The 22,113-nt window shown below is 59.7% G+C and carries 19 protein-coding genes; 11 read left to right on the top strand and 8 right to left on the bottom strand.

Annotated elements, in window-relative coordinates; all coding sequences use genetic code 11:
- Window positions 1-566: 566 nt before the first annotated feature.
- The 6 genes from BN1118_RS15270 (at window position 567) to BN1118_RS15245 (ending at window position 6,537) form a co-directional block, all read left to right on the top strand.
- Window positions 567-1,112 carry a fimbrial protein gene (locus BN1118_RS15270; protein ID WP_042868830.1) on the top strand — a complete coding sequence of 182 codons (546 nt, stop codon included), beginning with the start codon at window positions 567-569 and terminating at the stop codon, window positions 1,110-1,112.
- 99 nt (window positions 1,113-1,211) lie between these two features.
- Complete coding sequence (locus BN1118_RS15265; RefSeq protein WP_042868832.1) at window positions 1,212-1,592, top strand: hypothetical protein; 381 nt, start codon at window positions 1,212-1,214, stop codon at window positions 1,590-1,592.
- Window positions 1,593-1,660: 68 nt separating this feature from the next.
- Complete coding sequence (locus BN1118_RS15260; protein ID WP_043556929.1) at window positions 1,661-4,195, top strand: fimbria/pilus outer membrane usher protein; 2,535 nt, start codon at window positions 1,661-1,663, stop codon at window positions 4,193-4,195.
- 10 nt (window positions 4,196-4,205) lie between these two features.
- Complete coding sequence (locus BN1118_RS15255) at window positions 4,206-4,937, top strand: fimbrial biogenesis chaperone (protein WP_043556928.1); 732 nt, start codon at window positions 4,206-4,208, stop codon at window positions 4,935-4,937.
- 5 nt (window positions 4,938-4,942) lie between these two features.
- Window positions 4,943-5,971 carry a fimbrial protein gene (locus tag BN1118_RS15250; protein WP_043556927.1) on the top strand — a complete coding sequence of 343 codons (1,029 nt, stop codon included), beginning with the start codon at window positions 4,943-4,945 and terminating at the stop codon, window positions 5,969-5,971.
- 11 nt (window positions 5,972-5,982) lie between these two features.
- Entirely contained in the window at window positions 5,983-6,537 is a 555-nt protein-coding gene (locus BN1118_RS15245) for a fimbrial protein (RefSeq protein WP_043556926.1), read from the top strand.
- Between the two features lie 2 nt (window positions 6,538-6,539).
- On the opposite strand, the gene BN1118_RS15240 is transcribed toward BN1118_RS15245, so the two are convergent.
- The 7 genes from BN1118_RS15240 to BN1118_RS15210 form a co-directional block, all read right to left on the bottom strand.
- On the bottom strand, window positions 6,540-7,763 hold the full coding sequence (locus BN1118_RS15240) for a winged helix-turn-helix domain-containing protein (RefSeq protein WP_043556925.1): 1,224 nt from the start codon (window positions 7,761-7,763) through the stop codon (window positions 6,540-6,542).
- Window positions 7,764-8,064: 301 nt separating this feature from the next.
- Window positions 8,065-9,471, bottom strand: a complete 1,407-nt coding sequence (locus tag BN1118_RS15235) for an AMP-binding protein (RefSeq protein ID WP_043556924.1) — start codon at window positions 9,469-9,471, stop codon at window positions 8,065-8,067.
- A gap of 10 nt (window positions 9,472-9,481) precedes the next feature.
- Entirely contained in the window at window positions 9,482-10,411 is a 930-nt protein-coding gene (gene menC, locus BN1118_RS15230) for an o-succinylbenzoate synthase (RefSeq protein ID WP_043556923.1), read from the bottom strand.
- On the bottom strand, window positions 10,411-11,271 hold the full coding sequence (menB, locus tag BN1118_RS15225) for a 1,4-dihydroxy-2-naphthoyl-CoA synthase (protein WP_043556922.1): 861 nt from the start codon (window positions 11,269-11,271) through the stop codon (window positions 10,411-10,413). The genes menC and menB overlap by 1 nt, the downstream gene beginning before the upstream one ends.
- A 158-nt stretch (window positions 11,272-11,429) precedes the next feature.
- Window positions 11,430-12,197, bottom strand: coding sequence for a 2-succinyl-6-hydroxy-2,4-cyclohexadiene-1-carboxylate synthase (gene menH, locus BN1118_RS15220; protein ID WP_043556921.1), 768 nt, complete (start codon window positions 12,195-12,197; stop codon window positions 11,430-11,432).
- A complete protein-coding gene (gene menD / locus BN1118_RS15215) occupies window positions 12,187-13,905 on the bottom strand; it encodes a 2-succinyl-5-enolpyruvyl-6-hydroxy-3-cyclohexene-1-carboxylic-acid synthase (RefSeq protein WP_209428882.1) in 1,719 nt (572 codons plus the stop codon). Before menD ends, menH begins: the two co-directional genes overlap by 11 nt.
- Before the next feature lie 50 nt (window positions 13,906-13,955).
- Window positions 13,956-15,275 carry an isochorismate synthase gene (locus BN1118_RS15210; protein WP_043556919.1) on the bottom strand — a complete coding sequence of 440 codons (1,320 nt, stop codon included), beginning with the start codon at window positions 15,273-15,275 and terminating at the stop codon, window positions 13,956-13,958.
- Window positions 15,276-15,482: 207 nt separating this feature from the next.
- On the opposite strand from BN1118_RS15210, the gene BN1118_RS15205 reads away from it, so the two are divergent.
- From BN1118_RS15205 to BN1118_RS15185, 5 genes are all read left to right on the top strand, one after another.
- Window positions 15,483-16,388, top strand: a complete 906-nt coding sequence (locus BN1118_RS15205; RefSeq protein WP_043557061.1) for a 1,4-dihydroxy-2-naphthoate polyprenyltransferase — start codon at window positions 15,483-15,485, stop codon at window positions 16,386-16,388.
- Between the two features lie 251 nt (window positions 16,389-16,639).
- The gene (cstA, locus tag BN1118_RS15200) at window positions 16,640-18,775 is read left to right on the top strand and encodes a pyruvate/proton symporter CstA (RefSeq protein WP_052449205.1); all 2,136 of its coding nucleotides are present in this window, start codon (window positions 16,640-16,642) and stop codon (window positions 18,773-18,775) included.
- A 59-nt stretch (window positions 18,776-18,834) separates the two neighbouring features.
- The gene (locus tag BN1118_RS15195) at window positions 18,835-19,032 is read left to right on the top strand and encodes a YbdD/YjiX family protein (RefSeq protein WP_043556918.1); all 198 of its coding nucleotides are present in this window, start codon (window positions 18,835-18,837) and stop codon (window positions 19,030-19,032) included.
- A 117-nt stretch (window positions 19,033-19,149) separates the two neighbouring features.
- Complete coding sequence (locus BN1118_RS15190) at window positions 19,150-20,163, top strand: CobW family GTP-binding protein (protein WP_043556917.1); 1,014 nt, start codon at window positions 19,150-19,152, stop codon at window positions 20,161-20,163.
- Window positions 20,164-20,176: 13 nt separating this feature from the next.
- On the top strand, window positions 20,177-20,395 hold the full coding sequence (locus tag BN1118_RS15185) for a DUF6500 family protein (RefSeq protein ID WP_043140505.1): 219 nt from the start codon (window positions 20,177-20,179) through the stop codon (window positions 20,393-20,395).
- Between the two features lie 72 nt (window positions 20,396-20,467).
- Here the strand turns inward: BN1118_RS15185 and BN1118_RS15180 are convergent, their stop codons facing one another.
- Complete coding sequence (locus BN1118_RS15180; protein ID WP_043556916.1) at window positions 20,468-21,913, bottom strand: PepSY-associated TM helix domain-containing protein; 1,446 nt, start codon at window positions 21,911-21,913, stop codon at window positions 20,468-20,470.
- Window positions 21,914-22,113 lie beyond the last annotated feature (200 nt).

Here is a 22,113-nt window from a genome sequence, read left to right as displayed (position 1 = left end):
TGATTACCTGATTACCTGATTGATTACTTGGCAAAGATGAGGGAGGCAATTTGCTTGGTCAGTGGTGTTCGTTTTTAGTGGCTGATGTTGGTTTTTTGTTAATTTGGTTTGTGATGTGAGTGGGTTGTGAAACTCACTATTGTCAGTCGAGTGATATATATAGTGGTTAATTGTCTCTCATTGTTTTGAAATGTCATGGGAGATTGTAACTTTATGATTTTAAAGTGTTTATAAAGGAATTTATAAAAATCAAAATGTATTTGATGTGCATCAGATGTGTCGTTAATTTATCCACCAAGCAAAAGTTGAATTCGGTTTTTTGTGCAGATGACATGGATGTATGTAGTCGTGCAAATGGGAGGTGGCGGGAACTGCCTCTAATACTGCAAACACCTTTGCTTGTTTGATATGCACAGATAATTGCACCAGTAGCCATATCTCATTAATGAGGCGTCGGTCTGCTGACAGTTGCTGAGCAATAATATCGCGGCATCATCGAAAATCATGACTCCAGCTTGATCCAGATGATGCCGCATAACAACACACGTTAATGTAGGTATATACGAATGAACGCTAATAAAATCTTGGTTGCTATGGGTGTTGGTTCCATTCTGCTGTGCGGCTCCGCCGTTGCTGCCGGTGGCGCTGGTTCAGGCAAAGTCACCTTCAACGGTGAAATCATCAACGCTCCTTGCTCCGTTGCTCCCGAGTCTGTTGACCAGGTTGTAGAGATGGGCCAGATCAGCACCAAAGAGCTGGTCAGTGGTGGTGAGTCCAACTCCAAGCCGTTCAGCATCAAGCTACTGAACTGCGAAATCTCCGACAAGGAAGATGCCGTCAAGGTGACCTTCAGTGGTGCCAAAGATCCGGTAGATTCCAGCCTGCTGCTGATCGGTGGTGGTCAAGCTGCCGGCGCTGGCATCAAGATGACTGCTCCAGGTACTGGCGCAGATATCGTACTGGGTGAACCCACTGCTGCGTTTGGTCTGGTAAACGGTGACAACGAACTGCCCTTCAGCGCCGTGCTGAAAGGTTATGCCGATCAGACTGCCAACCCGCTGAAAGCCGGTGCTTTCACTGCAGTGACCAACTTTACTCTCTCCTACGAGTAATTGGCTGCCTTAACGTGTGACAAGGGTTGTGGTGGTGCGAACCACCACAACCTCACACATTCTGTTTCCTCGTATCGAACCTTGATCATGAAAACTTCAATGATGGTGCCGGTAGTGCTGCAGATGGTGATGATGGCGGGGCCTGTTCTTGCCAATGAGATCACGGATGGCCTGGCTGAATCTGGGTGTACTCTGGATGTTTTACACAGTATCCCTCAGCAAGCCCAACACCAGGGCACGCTGAAAATCAGCGGATGTCAGGCTGAAGGCACATCACTGCCTTTTATTGCCATGTCCGTGCGCAGTGCCATGAACGATGAATTGAGCATCATCAGCAATGGCCAATATTACAAGGTATCCGGCGAACGCTTTATTGTCTCGGATATTGTCAACAGCGATCTGGAATTCAATTTGAAAATAAATGGCAATCAGCTGTTTATTTCAGATAGAACGGCGCTGTTTGAGCTCGATTATATGTAAGCAAGTTCATTGCTTAGTGTAGATACCTCATTAATGTGAGACCGTTATGCCATCCCTAGAGTAAATTTATGAGCGTTTCAACATCAAACTCTGCAAGAAAAAAACATTATTCAAAGATGGCTTTTATGCTGTGCGTGCCCGGCCTGATGGCGGTGGCAAACCACGCATGGGCAGAAACGGAGTTTAATATTGACGCGCTCGATCTGGACGAACGAACCAAGATCGACCTCTCCCAGTTTGCCGATGAAGGCTACATTCTGCCCGGTGACTACTACCTCGAGATCGAGGTCAACAAGAACAAGCTGCCCCTGCAGAAGATCCCTTTCTACGAGACCAATGCCGGCAAGGGCAAAGGCGGGGTTGCCTGTCTGCCGCAAGAGGTGATCCCCAAGCTGGCGCTGACCGATGAGGCCATTGCCAAGATCGATACCTGGCACGATGGCCAGTGTGCCAATCTGCTGGCGCTGGACGGGGTCGTGATCTCGAACGACATCGGCAATGGCCTGCTCAGGATTGCCGTGCCCCAGGCGTGGATGAAATACAGCGACCCCAACTGGATTCCACCGGAGCAGTGGGACGTGGGTATTACCGGTCTGATGCTGGATTACAACATCAACGCCCAGGTCAATGAAGGGAGTGACTACTCCAATAGCAATATCAGCAGCTATGGCACCCTGGGGGCCAACTATGGCGCCTGGCGCCTGCGTGGTGACTATCAGGCCAGCTCTTATTGGGGTGATGATGAGCGGTCGTCAGCCGAGCTGAATCGTATCTATGCCTATCGCCCCTTGACCGACATGGCGGCCAAGCTGACGGTGGGCGAGCAGCAGCTCAACTCCCAGCTGATCGACGGCTTTCGCTACACGGGCGTGAATCTGGCCAATGACGAGCGCATGCTGCCGCCGAGCCTGCAGGGTTATGCGCCCGAGGTGAGCGGCATCGCCAAGACCAATGCCAAGGTCACCATTTCCCAGTCCGGCCGCATCATTTATGAGACCAACGTGCCAGCCGGCCCGTTTCGTATTCAGGGGCTGGACAGCTCGGTGCGCGGTCGTCTCGACGTACGGGTGGAGGAGCAGGATGGCAGCGTCAGCTCGTTCCAGGTAGACACCGCGACCGTCCCCTACCTGACTCGCCCCGGCTACGTCAGATACAATCTGGCCGTCGGTGCTCCCTCCGAGCTGGGGGATTCCGCCCACGACGTGCATGGCCCGGCGTTTGTCACCGGCGATTTCTCCTGGGGGGTGGCGAACTCCTGGTCACTTTACGGTGGCAGCCTGGTCGCTGGCGAATATAACTCCATGGGCCTGGGGATTGGTCGCGACCTTTATGCATTCGGTGCTATTTCTGCCGACCTGACCCAATCCATTTCGAAATTGCCGGGCCTGTCGACCAAGATTGGCCAGTCGGTACGCGTGAACTACGCCAAGCAGTTCGATGAATACAACAGCTCGATCACCTTCGCGGGTTATCGCTTCTCTCAGCATAACTTCATGACCATGTCGCAATTCTTGAGCAACAAGGATCGGCTGGAGAACAACAATACGACCTCGAGCGATGACTACAACACCTGGGGTGACAAGGAGCTATATACCATCACTGCCAACAAGACCTTCTGGGCGGATGATGCGGCCAAAGCCCTGACAATCTATCTGGACTACACCCACAGAACGTACTGGGATCACGAGGCAGAGGATCGCTACGGCCTCTCCATCAACAAGAACGTGAGCATCGGCAGCTTCAAGGATGTCTCCGTCTATGTATCTGCCTACAAGACCAAGACCGAGAATTACGAGGATGACAAGAGCGTCATGTTGACCCTGAGCATGCCGATCGGGGACAGGAAGAGCGCGGGATACAGCGTGCAGTCCTCCAACGGCAAGGTCACCCACCTGGCGACCTATCAGGATTACAGCCGGCCGGATGATACCTATCAGCTGGGGGCGGGCGTGCAGAGCAACGGCCACGCCGTAGCGCGTGGCTACTACAACCACAACGGAGATGTAGGTGCCGTCAGCCTCAACGCCTACAGCGTGCAGAGCGAGTACACCTCGGTCGGAGCCAGCCTGCGCGGCGGTCTGACGGCGACCGAACATGGGGCGGCGCTGCACCAGGCTACTCGCCGCGGCGGTACCCGCATGATGGTGGACACCGACAAGACCTCCGGCGTCTCTTTCAACAACGGCCGCGCCGTGACCAACCGCTTTGGCGTCGCTGTGATCAGCGACATGACCGACTATCGCAAGAGCGACACCCGGATAGACGTGGATCAGCTGGGCGATGACATAGATGTCATGAATGCCATCAAGCAGGGGACCCTGACCGAGGGTGCAATTGGATATAATGCCTTCGAAATGGCCGAAGGGTTCAAGTTGCTGGCCAATGTCAAACTGCCCGATGGCTCAGTACCGCCGTTTGGCGCCACAGTCGTCAAGGATTCCGGCCGGGTGCTCTCGGTGGTGGATGAGGATGGCCTGGTCTATCTGACCGGGGTGAAACCGAATGAAGCGTTTGAACTCTCCTGGGGCGGGGCCCGCCAGTGCCAGATAGTGGCGCCGCAAGAAGTAACCGATCTGTCGATGAAGACTCTCACTTGCAAGTAATGGGATACCGATGAAAAAGCTGCTCTCTTATACCTGTCTGGCCGTGCTGGGCATGACCTCGCTCAACGTCAGTGCTGCCATAGTGCTGGATCGTACCCGCGTCGTGTATCCGGGCGGTGCCAAATCCATCAGCCTCAACATCAAGAACGAGAACCAGAAGCTGCCCTACCTGGCGCAGGCCTGGATTGAAGACACCCAGGGCCAGAAGATCGCTTCTCCCTTCGTGATATTGCCGCCGGTACAACGGGTGGATGCCAACCAGAAGTCCATCGTGCGCATCGCCAGCGTGCCAGCCATCGACAGCCTGCCCAAGGATCGCGAGTCGATCTACTACTTCAACCTGCGCGAGATCCCGCCCAAGAGCGAGAAGAGCAACGTGATGCAGATTGCGGTGCAGTCCAAGATCAAGTTGTTCTACCGCCCCGAGGCCATCATCCCGGAGCGCGGCGCCGTCTGGCAGGATCAGGTGTTGATCACCAAGCAGGGCACGACCCTGAAGGTCAACAACCCGACCCCTTACTACATCACCTACGTGGGCCTCGGCCATCCGCAGGGCAAGGAGCGGACCACCATCAAGGGTTTCTCCGCCTTTATGGTTGAACCCAAGTCAGAGCAGACGGTCACGATCCCGGAAGCGTTGGGCAACCAATTTGTGATCAGCTACGTCAATGACTACGGCGGATATATGGATATCAAATACCAGTGTGCAGGCAATGCCTGTAAAGCCATCAAGAGCGAGTAATACCTATGCTACGTTCCATCTTCTGTTCAAGCCTTATGCTGTTTGCAGGAACAGCATTGGCAAATGGCTATGTGACACCGACTTCGACCCATGATTATTTTATCGATCTTGAGAAAGCTGATATTCAAAATAAGCCTAATGCCACCACCAAGGCCTTTGAATGGAACTTGAAAGGTAAATATTCTGGTACCGTAAGTTGTCCTGAGAAGAATATTTCAGCATCACCCGTTTATTACAAAGCAACAATGCTCGGCGGCTTGCCTCAACTGGGGGATGGATTCGTTAAGCTGAATGAATTCTTGGACATGAAGGTTGAAGTCTGGATTGCTGGTAGGAAAAATAAATATGTCACTGCGCCATTTGTAAATGAGAGCAACGAATATACAAGATATTCTTGTACTAAAGGCAGAGAAACCAGAATAGATGACTTTGAAAGTGGTAGCAAAGGACTTGTTACCTTTCGAGTTAGAAAACAAATCATCAATGGTGTACAGATATCAGACCGCCAAGTGGTAGAGATGTATGGTCGTTTAGGAAACACATCTACGGATTTTAATAATATCCCTATGTCTAGGATTACCATTACTTCAGCCATATTGTATGTACCGGAAGAGTGTGTTATCAATGGTGGCCAGACCATCGAGGTTGAATTTGGTGACTTGCCAGCTAATGGGCTGGATGGAAATAATTTCGAGAAAGTTATGCCTTTGACTTTTCAATGCAAAGGTGGTGCATTTGAAGGAAATGCGCTGAAAATAAACCTTGGCATTTCTGGAAGACCTGTATCCTTCAATCAAGAGTATTTGCGAACTACCAAAGATGGCTATCAGGGAGGGCAAGTAATTAATGATCTGGGCATAAAATTCAAGCAGCTGGATGGCTCCCCGCTGAGAATTAATGAATTTTACCCCGTCACCATGCAAGGTAATATCGGTGACTGGGGCTTTATTGCTGCGCCGATAACGCCGGTCGGTGCTGATATCCCTGCGGGTGACTTCTACGCCACCGCCACCATTGTTGCCGAATTCCAGTGAGGGGCTGTCATATGTTGCGGACGCTGTGGATAGGTTTGATGCTTTGCCCGGCGTTGGCCGCGATGGCCGCAACGCGGGCTGGTGATGATTTGGAGCTGCTGGGCAACACTGTGCACCTGCATGGCCGGATCATAGATCAACCGTGCGTGATTGCCCCCGAGTCGGCCGATCAGTCGGTCGATATGGGGGTGGTTGACGTCAGGGAGCTCTACTCGGCCGGTACCGGGGCTCAGGTGCCATTCGTCATCCGCCTGACCAACTGCAAACCCGGTATTTTCCGCATGGCCAAGGTGACCTTTACCGGTGCACAGGATGCCCAGCTCAGCGGCGGCCTGGCATTTTCGGCAGGTTGTTCAGCTAAGGGGGCCGGGATCCGGCTCTATGATGCCACTCAGACCCAGCTGGATTTGGGTACAGCTTCTCGCGGCTATGTCTTGGGCGGTTCAACGGAAAATGAACTGCTGTTTTCCGCTCGGGTTGAGGGCCACCCGGGTGCGATCGCCGCCAAGAGTATCACACCCGGGGATTATACCGCCGTGGCCAACTTCATCGTCTCCTATGAATAATCTCAAAGATCATTACGCTGGATGACCTTTAAATTCTCTCTGCTGGGCCAGGAGATAACACCGCCCATATAGCTGGAGAGATATATCCCGCCTGGCAGCTGAATAAACAGCGACTTCTGTTTAGGTGGGGTCAGGGCAGCTACCAGGGTGGCGACCATACTGTTGCTGATCAGTGCCTTCTGATCGATAAAGTTGACTATGGTATTCTTTATTTCGACCGCAATATCATCCTGATCCCGCTCTATATCGCCAACGGAATCCAGATTGAACAGGGTTTGCCCCTGATGATCCGTTGCTATCACAGTGGCCACGACAATTTCTCTGTTCATGGTCACTATGATTTTGCTTTTTCTAGTGATTTCGACCCAGTTATCCGGGGCCTGGCAATTGCTGTGATATCTGACGGTGGCATTCGGATAGTTATAGTAATTATGGGAAACGTTCTTTCCCTGTAATGCAATGGTAGTCATGACGCATTGCAATTCCTCGGCGATGGAATGGCCGGCTCTCAGCAGGAAGACATTTTCTGACAACTCTTTGTTTTTATTATCAATGGAAAAGTAGCTGATAGCTTCCTTTCCGATGAGAATGGAAACACGTTCGTCTTCATAATGCGGCACTCTTTTGACAAGCGGTGCCAGCGTATCAATCTTCAATTTCAACGCATTCTCTGTCTCGCTGGTCGTATACAGAGAAACATGGCCGAGGTTAATCGTTCTGAGGGTATTTTCATTGTTGTAATGATAAATAAACGCGGCCAGCGAGGAGGCCACCACAATCAGCAGTGCAAACAGCATGATGCGCTTTGGGTTGAAATAGCGATCGTATTTTCTGCGAGAGTATTGTCGTCTGGCCCGCGGTGAGGCTGCGGGTGTTTCTGCCCTTGCCTCCGTATTCTCAGCCTCCCCGGTGACCTCAATGGGTGCACAGAAGATATAACCTACCCTAGGAATGGTATCAATTGAGTTCAGCAAACCAAATGATTCCAGTTTTCTCCTCAGGGAGAGGATCTGTCGATTAAGGTTGGTGTCGGTATTATCCTGATTTGGCCACAAGGCTTCCTGCAGTACGTTTCTGGGAATGACACTGCCTGCCTCATCACACAGCATTTCGAGCAGCTCGGCTTCTTTGTTGCTGAGCTTGATGTCCTTTTCTCCCTTAGAGAGTCGGAATATTGCCGCGGAGAAAAATATCTCCTCTGCAATTTTATAAATTTTGTTACTCATGTGTGACTCGCCTTACTGCCAAGGAGTGCATTTTACCACCATGTCGCAGTTGTTCAAATAACGCCAAATTAACAATTTCCTTTACTATCAATCGATTATATTTCCATCGAGATACTGGGCGAGGGACATGGTACTACAGTCGATTAATTTGGTTCAAAAAATGCTCAAAAAGATGACCAATGATGTAATCGTTCTCACTCAGGATGACGACGGAGGGATAATGTTGGCCTTGAGCGGGGTTTCTCTTGAATAAGGTGCATACAGACGGCTCCTGCCGTGTCGGAAACTGTCGTATGACGCCTTATTGCTTGAAGATAGATGGCTGATGCAGCTTTCGCTGTGGCTTGAGAGCCCCGCCCATGTCGGGCCAGGGTTGCCAAAGGTCGGGCACCATGAAGCCGGGCAGGGTGGCGCGGATCCAGGCGGCCAGCTCCGGATAGGGAACAGGCTCGCCGTGCCAGTCGATGAAGGCGGCGGGGCGTTGCCCCCACTCGTCGCTCGGCATGGGCACCACCAGTGCCTGCGCCACGGCAGGATGATCCACCAGCCGCTGCTCTATGGTTTCGGGCTGTATGTTCTCGCCCCCCGAGATGAACAGATTGTCGAGTCGCCCCTCCACCACCAGCTCGCCGTCGGCGGTGATATGCCCCTTGTCGCGGGTGTGAAACCAGCCGGCCTCGTCGAGCGGCCGCTCCAGTACGCCCGCCTTGAAATAACCGGCAAACAGGGTGTCACCGCGCACGCAGATCTCATCTTGCTGGATGCAGACTTCCCGCCCCGGCAGCGGTTTGCCAACCACGCCAGCGGCGGACGGCTGGCCGGTGCAGACCTGGCTGCCCATCTCGGAGAGGCCGTAACTCACCTTGGGGGTGAGCCCCATGGCCTTGAGGCGAGCGACCAGCGGCTCGGGGATGGCGGCGCCGCCGAGCAGCAGCTCGCGCAAGCGGGTGCGGGCTGGGTCGAAACCCTCCGCTAGCAGCCGCCAGAGCTGGGTCGGCACCAGCGAGAGGTGGGTGATGGGCTGGCGTTCGAGGCGCGCCTTGAGGGGTTGACTGCGATCGTCCAGCACCAGGCTGGCGCCTGCCAGAAAGACCCTAAACAGGATAGCGTAGCCGCCGACGTGAAACAGCGGCAGGGAGAGCAGCCAGCCGCACTCTTCATCGAGCGGGATCAAAGACGCTGAGCCCCGCGCCGAGGCCAGGTGGTTGGCGAGGCGATGCACCACGGCTTTCGGTGTGCCGCTGGAGCCGGAGGTGAGGATCATGTTGTTGAGCTGGGCAGGCGCGAGCGGCCAGGGCTGATCGGCCGCCGCCAGTTCAGTGTCGAAATCCAGCCGCAGTGGGCACCCGCTTCCCGCCGGAATTTCGTCGGCCGACCAGCAGGTGGCCACGTCCAGCTGCTGCGCCAGTTCGGCCTGTCTGGCCGCAGGAAAGGCGGGATTGAGCGGGCAGAAGACGATGCCGCTGCGCACGCAGGCCCAGGCCAGCAGGACGTCCGGCAGGGCGCCGCGCACCACTGCAGCCAGCCGGTCGCCGGCTTTCAGGCCAGCCAGCGCCAGCTGCCGACACAGGCTGTTGAGCCGTGCATCCAGCTGCTGATAGCTGAGGGGGCTGTCTGTGTGGATGGCGATGCGCCGGGGAGATATATGTGCCCAGTAACGCACCGGGCAGGGTTCCAGGGGGGAGTGATGGTCAGATGTCGGCAGCATTAAGGCCCCTTCAGTCACGGTGAAACAGGGGCTCCAGCAGGCCAGGATCGGGTTTGCCTTGCTTGTCCAGCAGATCGCTTGCCAGCCAGCGTTTGGTGTCCAGGCCCGGCGCCTGATCCGGCGCCCACTCACCCGCAAGACGGGCGAGCTGGCCGAGGCCGACCCCGGACTCGAAGCAGGAGGAGACGATCACTTTCAGGCGCAGCTCGCGGGCGCGGGCCACCAGGGCCTCGCTGTTGGCCAGCGAGCCAAGCAGCATGGGTTTGAGCACCAGGGCTCTCAGCTGCGGGATGGGTTCCCAGGGTTTGCCCTGTGCCAGCAGCTCGTCGATGGCCACCGGCATGCCGGTGCGGTTTGCCACGAAGGCGATGTCGTCAAAGTTGGCGCAAGGGTCTTCCAGATACTCGATCCGGTTCGAGTCCAGGTGACCGCAGAAGGCCCAGGCCTCCTCGCGGGTCCAGCCCTGGTTGGCGTCCAGCACCAGCTTGAGGGTGGGGATGCGATCGCACAGCAGGCGGATCAGTGCCAGCTCGTCGCGCATGGGATAACGGGCCACCTTCAGTTTGGCCTTGGTGGGCGTCTGATGCAGCCAGTCCTTCCAGTGTTTGAGCAGCTCCTGGGGGGAGCCTTGAATGAGGGGATAGGGCTCGGGCAGGGTGGCCGTCTGTTCGGGCCAGACCCGCCGCGCACAGTCCAGCCCGAATTGCACCGAGGGCAACAGGGGCGCTATGGGCTGCCCCTGAGCCAGCAGCTCCAGACAGCCGAGCGCTTCGGCTTGCGCCTCGGCCAGGGTCTCTCTGGAGAAACCGGGCAGGGGGGCTATCTCCCCCCAGCCCTTGTCGATGCGAACCAGCAGGCCCTCTCGCGCCACCTCCACCTTGCCGTGAAAGGTCAGGGGCTGGGTAAAAGGCAGTTGGTAGCGATAGAGAGCGAGTTTCATCAGGGATTCCGCTTGTATTTGGAGAAGTCGGGACGGCGTTTCTCGTTGAACGCGTTGCGCCCTTCCTGACCCTCTTCGGTCATGTAGAACAGCATGGTGGCATTCCCCGCCAGCTCCTGCAAGCCGGCCTGGCCGTCGCAGTCGGCGTTGAGGGCCGCTTTCAGGCAACGCAGCGCCATCGGGCTGTTCTGCAGCATCTCGCGGCACCAGCGCACGGTTTCGCGCTCCAGCTCGGCCAGCGGCACGACTGTGTTGACCAGCCCCATGTCGAGCGCTTGCTGGGCATCGTACATGCGACACAGGAACCAGATCTCGCGAGCCTTCTTCTGGCCGACGATGCGAGCCATGTAGGAGGCGCCCCAGCCGCCGTCGAAGGAGCCGACTTTCGGACCTGTCTGGCCGAACTGGGCGTTGTCTGCCGCTATGGTCAGATCGCACATCATGTGCAGCACGTGGCCACCACCGACCGCGTAACCTGCCACCATGGCGACCACGGGTTTCGGGCAGGTGCGGATGTCGCGCTGGAAGTCGAGCACGTTGAGGTGATGGGTGCCTTCGTCATCCTGATATCCGCCGTAGTCGCCCCGGATCTTCTGGTCGCCACCGGCGCAAAACGCCTTCTCGCCGAAGCCGGTGAGTATGATGGTGCCGATATGATCGTCATAGCGGGCATCGGCCAGCGCCTGCAGCATCTCTTTGACGGTGCGGGGACGGAAGGCGTTGCGCACCTGGGGACGATTGATGGTGATCTTGGCAATGCCATCGCCGGACTTGTGATAGAGGATGTCCTCGTAACCGGTGGAGCAATCGCGCCACTCTATCGGTGCATACAGTTCTGCTTCCGTCATTGCCTCAATCATCTATTTTTCCTTCTGTTGTAGTGCACAGTGAGCAATCGCGTCATCCGAAACAGGTGCGTACAGTTCTGCTTCCGTCATTGCTTCAATCATGTGCACTCTCTTTTTCTTGTTGGTGATAAGCCCGCAACGCCGGCTCAGGTAAATGGTGTCATGCCGTTTTATGGCGTACTCACAACCCACTCCCGCAGGAGCTGGGCAAACGTCTCGGGCTGGCTGGCGTGCAGATTGTGGCCGCCATCCAGGGTCAAGTGATTGATATTGCAGCCCTGCTTCACCAACTGGCAAGCCAGCTGATGGAATTTGTGATCCCGGCTGCCGGAGAGCCAGGTCACCGGCAAGCGGGTACCGGCCAGCGGTTCTGCTCTTAGCCAGGGGGCGAGATCCGGCTGCTGGCCCAGCGAGGTGGCGCGCAGCATGCTAGCGACGGCTCTGCCCTCGTTGCCAAGGCGGCGAGCTGCCTGGCAGGCGCGGGCCGCCTCGTCGAGATCGGCGAACACTCCCTGCCGATACCAGTCGGCCAGCACTTCTGTCAGCGGTTCGCGCTCGAAGCGCCGCGCCCAGCGCTCGTCGTGTTCGATACGAGCGGCCCGTTCGGCCAGCGGCAGGCCGGGATGGCAGTTTTCCAGCAGCAGGGCCTGCAATCCGGCAGGGGATTGGCTGGCGTGATAGAGGGCGAGCCGCCCGCCCAGCGAATAACCGGCCAGTCGGTACTGCTCGATGCCGAGTGCCTTGAGCGCATCGCAGAGCCACTCATGGGCTTCTTCGAAGCCGCTCACCCGCAGATGCTGGTTGTGGCCGTGGCCTGGCAGATCCAGCGCGTGGCAATCCATCCCAGGCAAGGCTTCGATCACCGGCTGCCAGTCGTTGGCATCGCCGAGCAGACCGTGCAGCAGCACCAGGGTTGGCTGGTCAGTGCTAGATGCCACGGATAAGGGTTCCCAAGGCTTTCAGATCTTCGGCCACCTCGCTGCTCGGTACCTTGATTTCAATCAGGGTTACTTTCTTTTCCAACGCAGGGTTTGTCAGGGCTGCGCCGTAGGCCTGCTCGAATTCAGCCAGCGTGGTCGGTGCCCGATAGTGGAGGCCGAACATGGCGGCGGCATGCTCGAAGTGCAGGCCGTGGGGCAGGCAGTAGTAGGTTTCCAGCAGCCGATCGCCGGTGGGCACAGGCAACATGCGAAAGATGCTGCCGCCGTCGTTGTTGAGCAGGATCACCACCAGCGGCCGGCTCGACTTGCCGAGCAGGGCCAGGCTGTTGAGATCGTGCAGGGCGCTGAGATCGCCGATCAGCAGGGTCGTCGGCTGCTCGCTCGACTGGGCGAAGCCATAGGCGCTGGCGATCAGGCCGTCGATGCCGGAGGCGCCGCGGTTGGTCATCACCCGGCTCGGTCCCTTGCCCGCTTCGCCGAGCATGTCCATCAGCCGGGCCGGCATGCTGTTGCCGACGAACAGCTGGCCTTGGATCAGGGCTCCCAGCCGATGGCAGACGCCGAGCTCGGAGAAGCGATCGCAGGCGCTGCGGATCTGGCGGGTGGCGCTCTGCTGGCGCTCTGCCAGCCGGTGCCAGGGCAGGTGGCGAGTGCTCACCTTGTGGGTCGCGGCGAAGGCGGCGGGCTCGCACACCAGACGGCGGCGCAGCCGGTAATCGGGGTCGAGCCGCGCCGGCTGCGGGTCCACCAGCCAGTAATCCTGCCAGGGGTGCTGCTTGATGAACTGGCCGAGCCGCTTGGAGATGAGGCGGGCACCGAATTGCAGCAGCACTTCGGCGCGAGCCAGCTCGGCCACGAAGCAGCTGTTTTGCAGGGCGAGATCCATGTGGATGAGGTTGCGGGCATCGAAGCGGATCTGGCTCTGCAGATCCGCCAGCAGCGGCCAGCCGAGGCGCTCGGCCAGCTCGGCCACCAGCTGCGCCTGGGCGGGATCCTGAATGCGGCCCGCGACTATGACGCCACGCTTGCCCTGCAAGGTCGCCCAATCCGGCTGGCGAGGGCAGATCTGCTCGTTCTGCTGCCAGGGGCTCCAGGGTTCGCTTGAATGGAGCCAGTCACCGAGGGGGGCCAGGTAGTCGCTGAAGTCTTGATATGCGTCGCCGGGGTAGAGCGGTTCCGGGTACATGCAGTTGAAGTGCACAGGCCCCGGCGTCAGCGCCTGCTGGGCCAGCGCCTGATCCACCGAACTCAGCACGAAGGCCGCCGGTATGGTCGGGGTGGGGCTCGGCAGGTTCTGCTGATAGACGGGGTAGCGACCGAAGATCCCCTGCTGATCGATCGCCTGGTTGGCGCCGTTGTCGATAAGCTCGGGCGGTCGATCGGCCGAGAGAATAATCAGCGGCACGCCTGTGAGTTGCGCCTCAGCCACCGCCGGCCAGAGGTTGGCGACCGCCGTGCCCGAGGTCATGATCACCGCCACCGGTCGGCCGCTGCCCTTGGCCAGCCCCAGCGCCATGAACCCCAAGCCCCGCTCGTCAAAATGCAGGTGGCGGCGAAAGCCGGGGTGGGCGGCGGCGGCCATGGTGAGCGGCGCCGAACGTGAGCCGGAGGCCAGAGCTATGTCCCGCACGCCGAGGCGATGGAGCTCTTCCAGCAAGAGGGAAGACCAGACGTGATTGAAGGTGGCATGTTGACTGGCAAACACGGGGCTCGCAAACATGGGGCTCTCGCTGAATGAGGGTCGATGGGAAAACGCTATCCCAGCAGGGAGAGCACGTTGGCGATCTTGTTGTCGAGTTCGGCCCACTCGGCGGCGGGCTCGGATCCCGCCACTATGCCGGCCCCGGCGAACAGCGTGATGGTCTGTGCCGTGATGCGGGCGCTGCGGATGGCGACCGAGAATTCCGAGGTCTCCCGGCTCAGCATGCCGCAGGCGCCGGCATACCAGCCGCGCTGGTAGGGTTCACATTCGCGGATAAAGGCCAGTGCGGCTTCGCGCGGGGCGCCGCCCACCGCGGGGGTGGGGTGCAGGGCGTCCAGCAGTTGCCAGTCACAGACCCCGGGGCTGAGTTCGGCCTCTATGTCGCACTTGAGGTGTTGCAGCAGCCGCAGTTTCAGAATGCGCGGCTCGGTCAGGCTGGCGCCCGTGGTGAGCGGTGCCAGTCGGCTGAGGATGTCGGCGTGCACCAGCCGGTTCTCCAGCCGGTTCTTGCTGTCGGCCAGCAGCTCGGCGGCCAGGGCCGCATCGGTCGCCTCGTCGCCGGAGCGGCGTATGGTGCCCGCCAGCGCCTCGGTGAAGAGGTGCCTCCCTTCCCGGCGGTAGAGCCGCTCGGGGGAGCAGGAGATGAAACTCTGCTCGGGGGAGAACTGAAAGCCGAAGTGGAAGCAGTCCTGGGCGTGCTGCGCCCACTGCGCCAGCAGGGACCAGGGGCAGAGGTCATCGTCGTGCCGCTGGCGGGAGAGCAGGCTCTCCCGCGACAGCACCACCTTGGGGGTGTGCGCCTGAAAATCGGGCGCCGTCACCCGCTCGACCAGCGTCTGCCACTGGGCTGGGCCCGGGCAATCCTGGCGCTGCCAGACGTGGGGTTGCAACGCAGGCAGGGGCGCCTCCGGTTGCAGGGCCGCGAGGGCCGCCTCGGCCGCCTGCAGCTCGGCATCCAGATTGCCGTCGGTCAACCAGAGATTGAGGCAGAGGCTGACACACTCGCCCCGGCGCACCAACTCGATGCGGGGCAGCACGAAGCGGCAGGGGCCAAAACCCTGCCAGCCGGGCTGAGCGGGATCGAACGCCAGTCCGCCGTAGTAGCGCGGACTGTCGTCGTGGGGCTGGCCCGTGTGCGCGCAGACCTGTTGTATGTCCTGCGGCCGGGTCAGCTCGCGAATGCAGCCCAGCGCCACGTATTCGGGACGGTCGTGTCCTCTGGCATGCCAATAGATACGGGGATAGAGGGTCTGCGCCGCGAGCCAGCCCAAAAAGGAGTCGACTTCGATCGCCACGCGCAGCCGCACGAAGCCGCTGGCGTTGCCGTGACGCAGGGCGTCCAGTTGTTGCTTGATATGGGTCTGAGCCAACATGGATTTCGTCTATGAGCCGATAGTGACGGTCAATCCTGCAGAAGGATGCCGTTGGTTTATGCCAAAGGAGCGATTATTCCTATATATTATCTGCCCATTCGTCCATGTAAATCGCCCGGGGAGCTGACTCCCGAGGGGCCAAGTATACCGAAATCCGGTTCGATAACCCTTAACACGATCAATATCTGATTGTTTGGCCATCACAATATGACAAATACCTTCTCTATCTGGTTGCTGGCGGCGCGTTTGCGAACACTGCCGCTCGCGTGCTCCTCCATCTTGCTGGGATCCGGGCTGGCGGCCAGCCGTGGCGCCTTCGATGGCACTATCATGGTGCTCTCCCTGCTGACCGCCATACTGCTGCAGATCCTCTCCAACCTGGCCAACGATTACGGGGATGCTGTCTCCGGTGCCGACAATGGCGAACGGATCGGTCCCCAGCGCGCCGTGGTCTCGGGTCTCATCACCCAAAAGCAGATGTGCATGGCCATGGCGTTGACCGCCCTGGCCGCCGTGGTGAGCGGCCTCGCCCTGCTGGGCTGCGCCTTCGGCGATCAGTGGCTGCAGATCCTCACCTTCGTGGTGCTGGGCGGCGCGGCCATAGTCGCGGCCATCACCTACACGGTGGGCAAGACCCCTTACGGCTATCGCGGTTTCGGCGATATCTCGGTGTTCCTGTTCTTCGGTCTGCTGGGGGTGCTCGGCTCTTACTACCTGTTCACCAAGACGCTGCAGTGGGATCTGCTGCTGCCGGCCACCGCCTGCGGCCTGCTGGCGACCGCCGTGCTCAACATCAACAACGTGCGGGACATAGAGACGGACGCGGTCAGCGGCAAGATCACCCTGGCGGTGCGGCTCGGTCGCAACCGCGCCATCGCCTATCACTGGCTGTTGCTGGGGGCGGCTCTGATCAGCACCATCGCCTTCCTGCTGACCCAGCCCGCCAGTTTCTGGCCCTGGATCTTCCTGCCCGCCATGAAGCCGCTCACGGACGCCGCCAAGACATTGCGCACGAGCTTCGATGGCGAGGTGTTGACCGGCGCCCTCAAGAAGACCGCCATCAGCGCCTTCCTGTTCAGCCTGCTGCTCTCCATCGGGCTGGCGCTCTCCTGATGGGATGATGATGCATAAAAGGCTCCGAACAGGGGCCTTTTTTGTGGGCATCTCCGCCGGTTTTTCCAATTATTTCAGTCTCATCAAGTTCACCATTCCCCAAACGGCCGTGATCCGGTCGGCAATATTGAGAAATTTTCCGGCCAGCGAGTTGAGTTGTGACAGGCCCCGATTGTAGCGCCAGAGCGATTGCTATAGAGATGTAACCGTATCTGGTTGCACATGTAAAAATCGATGGCGGGAGCAGACTGATGGACAAGTTAGGGAAACACCTGGGATGGGGGCTGATGGCGCTGGTGGGCGCCAGTTCGCTCGGCTATATCGCCCTCAACCGGGGCGAACAGATAAACGCACTCTGGATCGTGGTCGCGGCTGTGTGCGTCTATCTGATCGCCTATCGCTATTACGGCCTGTTCATCGCCAAGCGCGTGCTGGCGGTCGACAGCACGCGCATGACACCGGCGGTGCGTCACAACGACGGTCTGGACTATGTGCCGACCGACAAGAAGGTCTTGTTTGGCCACCATTTCGCCGCCATCGCCGGCGCCGGCCCCTTGGTCGGTCCCGTGCTGGCGGCCCAGATGGGCTATCTGCCCGGCATGCTCTGGCTGCTGGCCGGGGTGGTGCTGGCGGGGGCTGTGCAGGATTTCATGGTGCTGTTCGTCTCCACCCGGCGGGATGGTCGCTCCCTCGGTGAGCTGGTCAGGGCTGAGATGGGGCCTACGGCGGGTGTCATCGCCCTGGTCGCCACCTTCATGATCATGGTGATCATACTGGCGGTGCTGGCGATGATAGTGGTCAAGGCGCTCGCCCACAGCCCATGGGGCACCTACACTGTGGCCTTCACCATACCCCTCGCCATCTTCATGGGGATCTACATTCGCTACCTGAGGCCGGGCCGCATCGGCGAGGTGTCTGTGATCGGTTTGGTGTGTCTCATCTTTGCCATCATCTCCGGTGGCTGGGTGGCCGAGAGCGAGACCTGGGCACCCTATTTCGACTTCGACGGCGTGCAGCTGACCTGGATGCTGGTGGGCTATGGCTTCGTCGCCTCCGTGCTGCCGGTCTGGCTGCTGCTGGCACCCCGTGATTACCTCTCCACCTTCCTCAAGATCGGCACCATAGTGGGCCTCGCCATCGGCATACTGGTGACCCAGCCGACCCTGCAGATGCCGGCGCTGACCCAGTTCATCGATGGCACAGGCCCGGTCTGGGCCGGGGATCTCTTCCCCTTCCTGTTCATCACCATCGCCTGTGGCGCCGTCTCAGGCTTCCACGCGCTCATCTCGTCCGGCACCACTCCCAAGATGCTGGCCAACGAGAATCAGGCCTGCTTCATCGGTTACGGCGGCATGCTGATGGAGTCCTTCGTCGCCATCATGGCGCTGGTGGCCGCCTGCGTCATAGATCCGGGTGTCTACTTCGCCATGAACAGCCCCATGGCGGTGCTGGCGCCGGCAGGTACCACAGACGTGGTGGTCTCTGCCGCCGCCGTGGTGAGCAACTGGGGCTTCCAGATCACCCCCGAGACCCTGACCCGCATCGCCAGCGAGGTGGGTGAGCAGAGCATCATCTCCCGTGCCGGCGGTGCCCCGACCCTGGCGGTCGGCATGGCCTACATACTGCACGGTGCCCTCGGCGGCCTGATGAACGTCGCCTTCTGGTATCACTTCGCCATCCTGTTCGAGGCCCTGTTCATCCTCACTGCCGTGGATGCGGGGACCCGGGCGGCGCGCTTCATGCTGCAAGATCTGCTGGGGGTCATATCCCCGGCCCTCAAACGTACCGACTCCCTGCCGGCCAACCTGCTCGCCACCGCTCTGTGCGTGCTGGCCTGGGGTTACTTCCTGCATCAGGGGGTGGTGGATCCCCTCGGCGGCATCAACACCCTGTGGCCGCTGTTTGGCATAGCCAACCAGATGCTGGCGGGCATGGCGCTGATGCTCTGCGCCGTGGTGCTGTTCAAGATGAAGCGTCAGGCCTATGCCTGGGTAGCGCTGCTGCCCACCAGCTGGCTGCTGATCTGCACCCTGTCTGCGGGTTGGGAGAAGACCTTCAGCGACAATCCCAAGCTCGGCTTCCTGGCCATAGCCAACAAGTTCCAGGCCATGATCGACAGCGGCACCATCCCGGCCCAGTACACCGAATCCCAGCTGACCCAGCTGGTGTTCAACAACCGGCTGGATGCGGGGCTGACCATCTTCTTCATGCTGGTGGTGGTGGTGCTGGCCGGCTTCTCCCTGAAGACGGCCCTCAAGGCGCTGAAAAATCCGCAGCCGACCGCCAACGAGACGCCGTATCAGGCTATGCCGAAACAACCGGGTGCAACCCGGCCCAAGTCTGACGACGATGCTGACGACGGCGAGCTGGCTCCCAGCCTCAAGTAAGTCAGCAGGCCGGCACCCGCGGGTGCCGGCGCCTCATCGACGGCCTTTAAGGAGTTTGCATGTTCGATACCCTGGCCAAGGCGGGCAAGTATCTGGGGCAGACCGCCAGACTCATGGTGGGTATGCCCGATTACGACAACTACGTGCAGCACATGCGGCTGACTCATCCCGAGCAGACCCCCATGAGCCACGACGAGTTCTTTCGCGAACGCCAGGATGCCCGCTACGGCGGCAAGAATGGCGGGCGCTGCTGTTAGGTTTCACGTCACAGGACTTCCACCATTACACATGCTGTCGCGGTCATCCTTTATTGAACGGTTTTCTCGGCTCTGGCCGGATACTGCGACTAGCCCCCTCACCACAGGACTTCCATCATGACGAATGCTGTAGCGGTCACCTTGCTGACCGGTTTTCTCGGCGCCGGCAAGACCACGCTGCTCAACCATTTCCTGCGCCACCACGCCGACGCCTCCGTGGCGATCCTGGAGAACGAGTTCGGCGCCGCCAACATAGACGGCGCCCTGCTGGAGGGAGGCTCGGGGGTGAGCGTGGTGGAGCTCAGCAACGGCTGCGTCTGTTGCAGCGTGCGCGGTGAGTTTCGGGCCGCCCTGAGCGACCTGCTGGCCCGGCGGGCGGCGGGGGAGCTGAGGTTCGAGCGGCTGATCGTCGAGACTACTGGGCTCGCCGATCCTGCCCCCATCATCCAGACCTTCTTTGTCGAAGAAGAGTTGCGCGATGCCTTGCGCCTGGATGCCGTCATCACCCTGGTCGATGGTGAACACATAGGCCGCCAGCTGGACGAGCATCCGGTGGCGGCGGCCCAGATAGGTTTTGCCGATCGCATCCTGCTCACCAAGACAGACAGGGTGGACGGGGCGACGCGGGAGGCGGCCATAGCGCGAGTCCACGGGATCAATCCCAGGGCGCAGATCCTCGACATAGTGCAGGGTGAGTGCCCGGCCGAGTGCTGGCTGGATCTGGATGCCTTCAGCCTGAGCGACGAGCTGGCGCTGAGTTCAGGCCTTCGCATTGTGCGGGCAGGGCAGCAGGGCTTCGAGGCGTTTCGCCCGCTCTCGGCCCGGCCCCGTTCCTGGCAGGATGCCATCTCGGCCCAGCTGTTCGAGGGGGGCGAGCTGGATTTGAAGCAAATCGGCGCCTTCATGGAGCAGTGCATCGAGTTGCATGGCAATGACATGCTGCGCTACAAGGGAGTGCTGGCCATCGCGGGCGAATCGCGCCGCCTGATAGTGCAGGGGGTACACAGGGTGGCGGGGTTCGATTACGGCTCTCCCTGGGAGGAGACGCCTCCTCAATCTCGGCTGGTGATCATCGGCCGCTACCTGCCCGTCGAGGCACTGAGGGAGGGGTTTGCCCGGACGCAAGCATGAGGGAGAAAAGCACATGCGCGGATCATTGAAAAAGAAAATCATCCAGGTCTGCCACCAGAAAATTGCGCAGAAGGGGGAGACGGTGGGCGTCTCCTTCTATGCGTTTTTTGCCAACCGCAATGACGACCCCGAGTTATTGATGGAGGCGGCAACCTGGTGGATCCAGACCCAGAGACTCGACCATTTCGAGAAGGCGCGGAAGATCATAGCGCTGGTCGAGGCGATGGAATAATAGGGGGGATGAAACAAGAAGGGCTCCTGATGAGGAGCCCTTCTTGTTTGCCGCCATGGCGGGCGAGCGGCCTCAGCCGGCTTGCGTCAGTCCAGCCGCGCGGCGGGAGACGATCAGGCTGTCCAGCAGCCAGATGACGACCATGGAGGCACCCACCAGCGGGAAGCAGATGCCGAGCAGTACCAGCACGGCGATGGCGCCGCGCATGGGGGGCAGTTTGGCCGGCAGCGGCGGCGCCGCGAGACGACCCTGCGGGCGACGGCTCCACCAGATCCAGAGGCCGCTCACGGCGCTCAGCAACACCATCAGGCAGATGAGCAGTATGGCCAGCTGATGGGGCCAGCCGTAGAGCTTGCCGGTGTGCAGCATGACGCCGGTTTCCACCGTCTTGGCGACCAGGCCGTAATCCTGCCAGCGCACGTCGGCCAGCACCTTGCCGCTGTACTGATCTATGTGCAGGGTGGCATCGTTGCGCGGATCATCGGCGAACAGGGCTATGGTGTAGACGCCGCTCTTGCCGGCCGGCGGCGTGATGCTGTAGCCCGGGGTGACCCGGCGCTCGTTGGCAATCTCCACCACCTGCTGCAGCGGGATGCGGTGCTCGGCCATCACCATCCCCTCGTGTTCCCCGCCATGGTTCATGGCGCTGTGATCGTGGCCTTCCGCACTCTGTGGCATGGCCGTGTCCGCCATCGCCATGGAGCCCATCTCGTCGGGCGTGACCGAGCTCGGCATGGGGGTACTCTCCATCGCCCAGGGCACAGTTTGAGCGTGGGCCTGGTTCAGGCTGCGGGCAAGCGGTGCGGATGCGGGCACCTGGTTCCACATGGCGGCAGGGAAGCGGTTCCAGACGTTGGCGAACTGATCGCCCCAGAAACCGGTCCAGGTCATGCCGCTCAGCAGCAACAGCAGCAGGAAGCCCGCGCCCCAGAAGCCGACCACGGCGTGCAGATCGCGCCACCAGAGGCGTCCACGCTGGTTCATTCTGGGCCAGAGGATGCCGCCCACGCCGGGCCCCTTGCGTGGCCACCACAGATAGAGGCCGCTGACGAGCAGCACTATTCCCCAGCCGGCGGCCAGCTCGATCAATCTATCCCCTGTGGTGCCGAGCAGCAGCTCGGCGTGCAGGGCGCGGGCCACCGCCTGCAGATTCCATTGGTTGTCCAGGGTGCCGAGCAGGGCGCCGCTGGCGGGCTCGAGGAACAGGGTCAGCTCGCGGCCGCCCTGGCGGACGATGAACTGGGCGCTGGCATCCGGGCTGACCGGCGGCAGGTACTTGCTCAGGCTGGCGTCCGGCATGGCCACCATCGCCTTGACCAGCAGCTGATCGGCGCTCAGGGTCTGGCTGGCAGGCATCACCTTCATCAGCTCGGGATACATGAGATTGTCGAGCTGGGGCTTGAACAGGTACACAATGCCGGTGAGGGAGAGCAGGATCAGGAAGGGGGCGACGAAGAGGCCGGCGTAGAAGTGCCAGCGCCAGATCCGCTGGTAGTGACTCGAGTCCCGGTTTTTCATCTCTGATCCTTGCGTTGATGACCAACGTTTCCGCTGGTGGAATGTTCATGGCGGCGCGGATGATAGCAGCAACGTTTTGTTAACTGCAACAGAACATGACGGGAGGGGAGGCCGCTCCATATTGCCTGGGCATCTGTGCCGGCCAGGGGCTGGCTGGCGGCGGGGCAGGGGTTTGGCCATGCGCAGTGGCATGGACTTTG

The organism is Aeromonas bestiarum (assembly GCF_000819745.1).
Classification (GTDB): domain Bacteria; phylum Pseudomonadota; class Gammaproteobacteria; order Enterobacterales; family Aeromonadaceae; genus Aeromonas; species Aeromonas bestiarum.
Note: the sequence above shows the minus strand (reverse complement) of the source record. Positions and strands in the feature narration are given on the sequence as shown.

Excerpts from the sequence above, each read along its gene's own strand:
- BN1118_RS15240 (WP_043556925.1), bottom strand. The coding sequence starts at position 7,763 with ATGAGTAACAAAATTTATAAAATTGCAGAGGAGATATTTTTCTCCGCG.
- cstA (WP_052449205.1), top strand. The coding sequence starts at position 16,640 with ATGGACAAGTTAGGGAAACACCTGGGATGGGGGCTGATGGCGCTGGTG.
- BN1118_RS15255 (WP_043556928.1), top strand. The coding sequence starts at position 4,206 with ATGAAAAAGCTGCTCTCTTATACCTGTCTGGCCGTGCTGGGCATGACC.
- BN1118_RS15210 (WP_043556919.1), bottom strand. The coding sequence starts at position 15,275 with ATGTTGGCTCAGACCCATATCAAGCAACAACTGGACGCCCTGCGTCAC.
- menC (WP_043556923.1), bottom strand. The coding sequence starts at position 10,411 with ATGAAACTCGCTCTCTATCGCTACCAACTGCCTTTTACCCAGCCCCTG.
- BN1118_RS15185 (WP_043140505.1), top strand. The coding sequence starts at position 20,177 with ATGCGCGGATCATTGAAAAAGAAAATCATCCAGGTCTGCCACCAGAAA.
- BN1118_RS15265 (WP_042868832.1), top strand. The coding sequence starts at position 1,212 with ATGATGGTGCCGGTAGTGCTGCAGATGGTGATGATGGCGGGGCCTGTT.
- BN1118_RS15235 (WP_043556924.1), bottom strand. The coding sequence starts at position 9,471 with ATGCTGCCGACATCTGACCATCACTCCCCCCTGGAACCCTGCCCGGTG.
- BN1118_RS15190 (WP_043556917.1), top strand. The coding sequence starts at position 19,150 with ATGACGAATGCTGTAGCGGTCACCTTGCTGACCGGTTTTCTCGGCGCC.
- menB (WP_043556922.1), bottom strand. The coding sequence starts at position 11,271 with ATGATTGAGGCAATGACGGAAGCAGAACTGTATGCACCGATAGAGTGG.
- BN1118_RS15270 (WP_042868830.1), top strand. The coding sequence starts at position 567 with ATGAACGCTAATAAAATCTTGGTTGCTATGGGTGTTGGTTCCATTCTG.
- BN1118_RS15260 (WP_043556929.1), top strand. The coding sequence starts at position 1,661 with ATGAGCGTTTCAACATCAAACTCTGCAAGAAAAAAACATTATTCAAAG.
- BN1118_RS15245 (WP_043556926.1), top strand. The coding sequence starts at position 5,983 with ATGTTGCGGACGCTGTGGATAGGTTTGATGCTTTGCCCGGCGTTGGCC.
- BN1118_RS15250 (WP_043556927.1), top strand. The coding sequence starts at position 4,943 with ATGCTACGTTCCATCTTCTGTTCAAGCCTTATGCTGTTTGCAGGAACA.
- BN1118_RS15195 (WP_043556918.1), top strand. The coding sequence starts at position 18,835 with ATGTTCGATACCCTGGCCAAGGCGGGCAAGTATCTGGGGCAGACCGCC.
- BN1118_RS15205 (WP_043557061.1), top strand. The coding sequence starts at position 15,483 with ATGACAAATACCTTCTCTATCTGGTTGCTGGCGGCGCGTTTGCGAACA.
- BN1118_RS15180 (WP_043556916.1), bottom strand. The coding sequence starts at position 21,913 with ATGAAAAACCGGGACTCGAGTCACTACCAGCGGATCTGGCGCTGGCAC.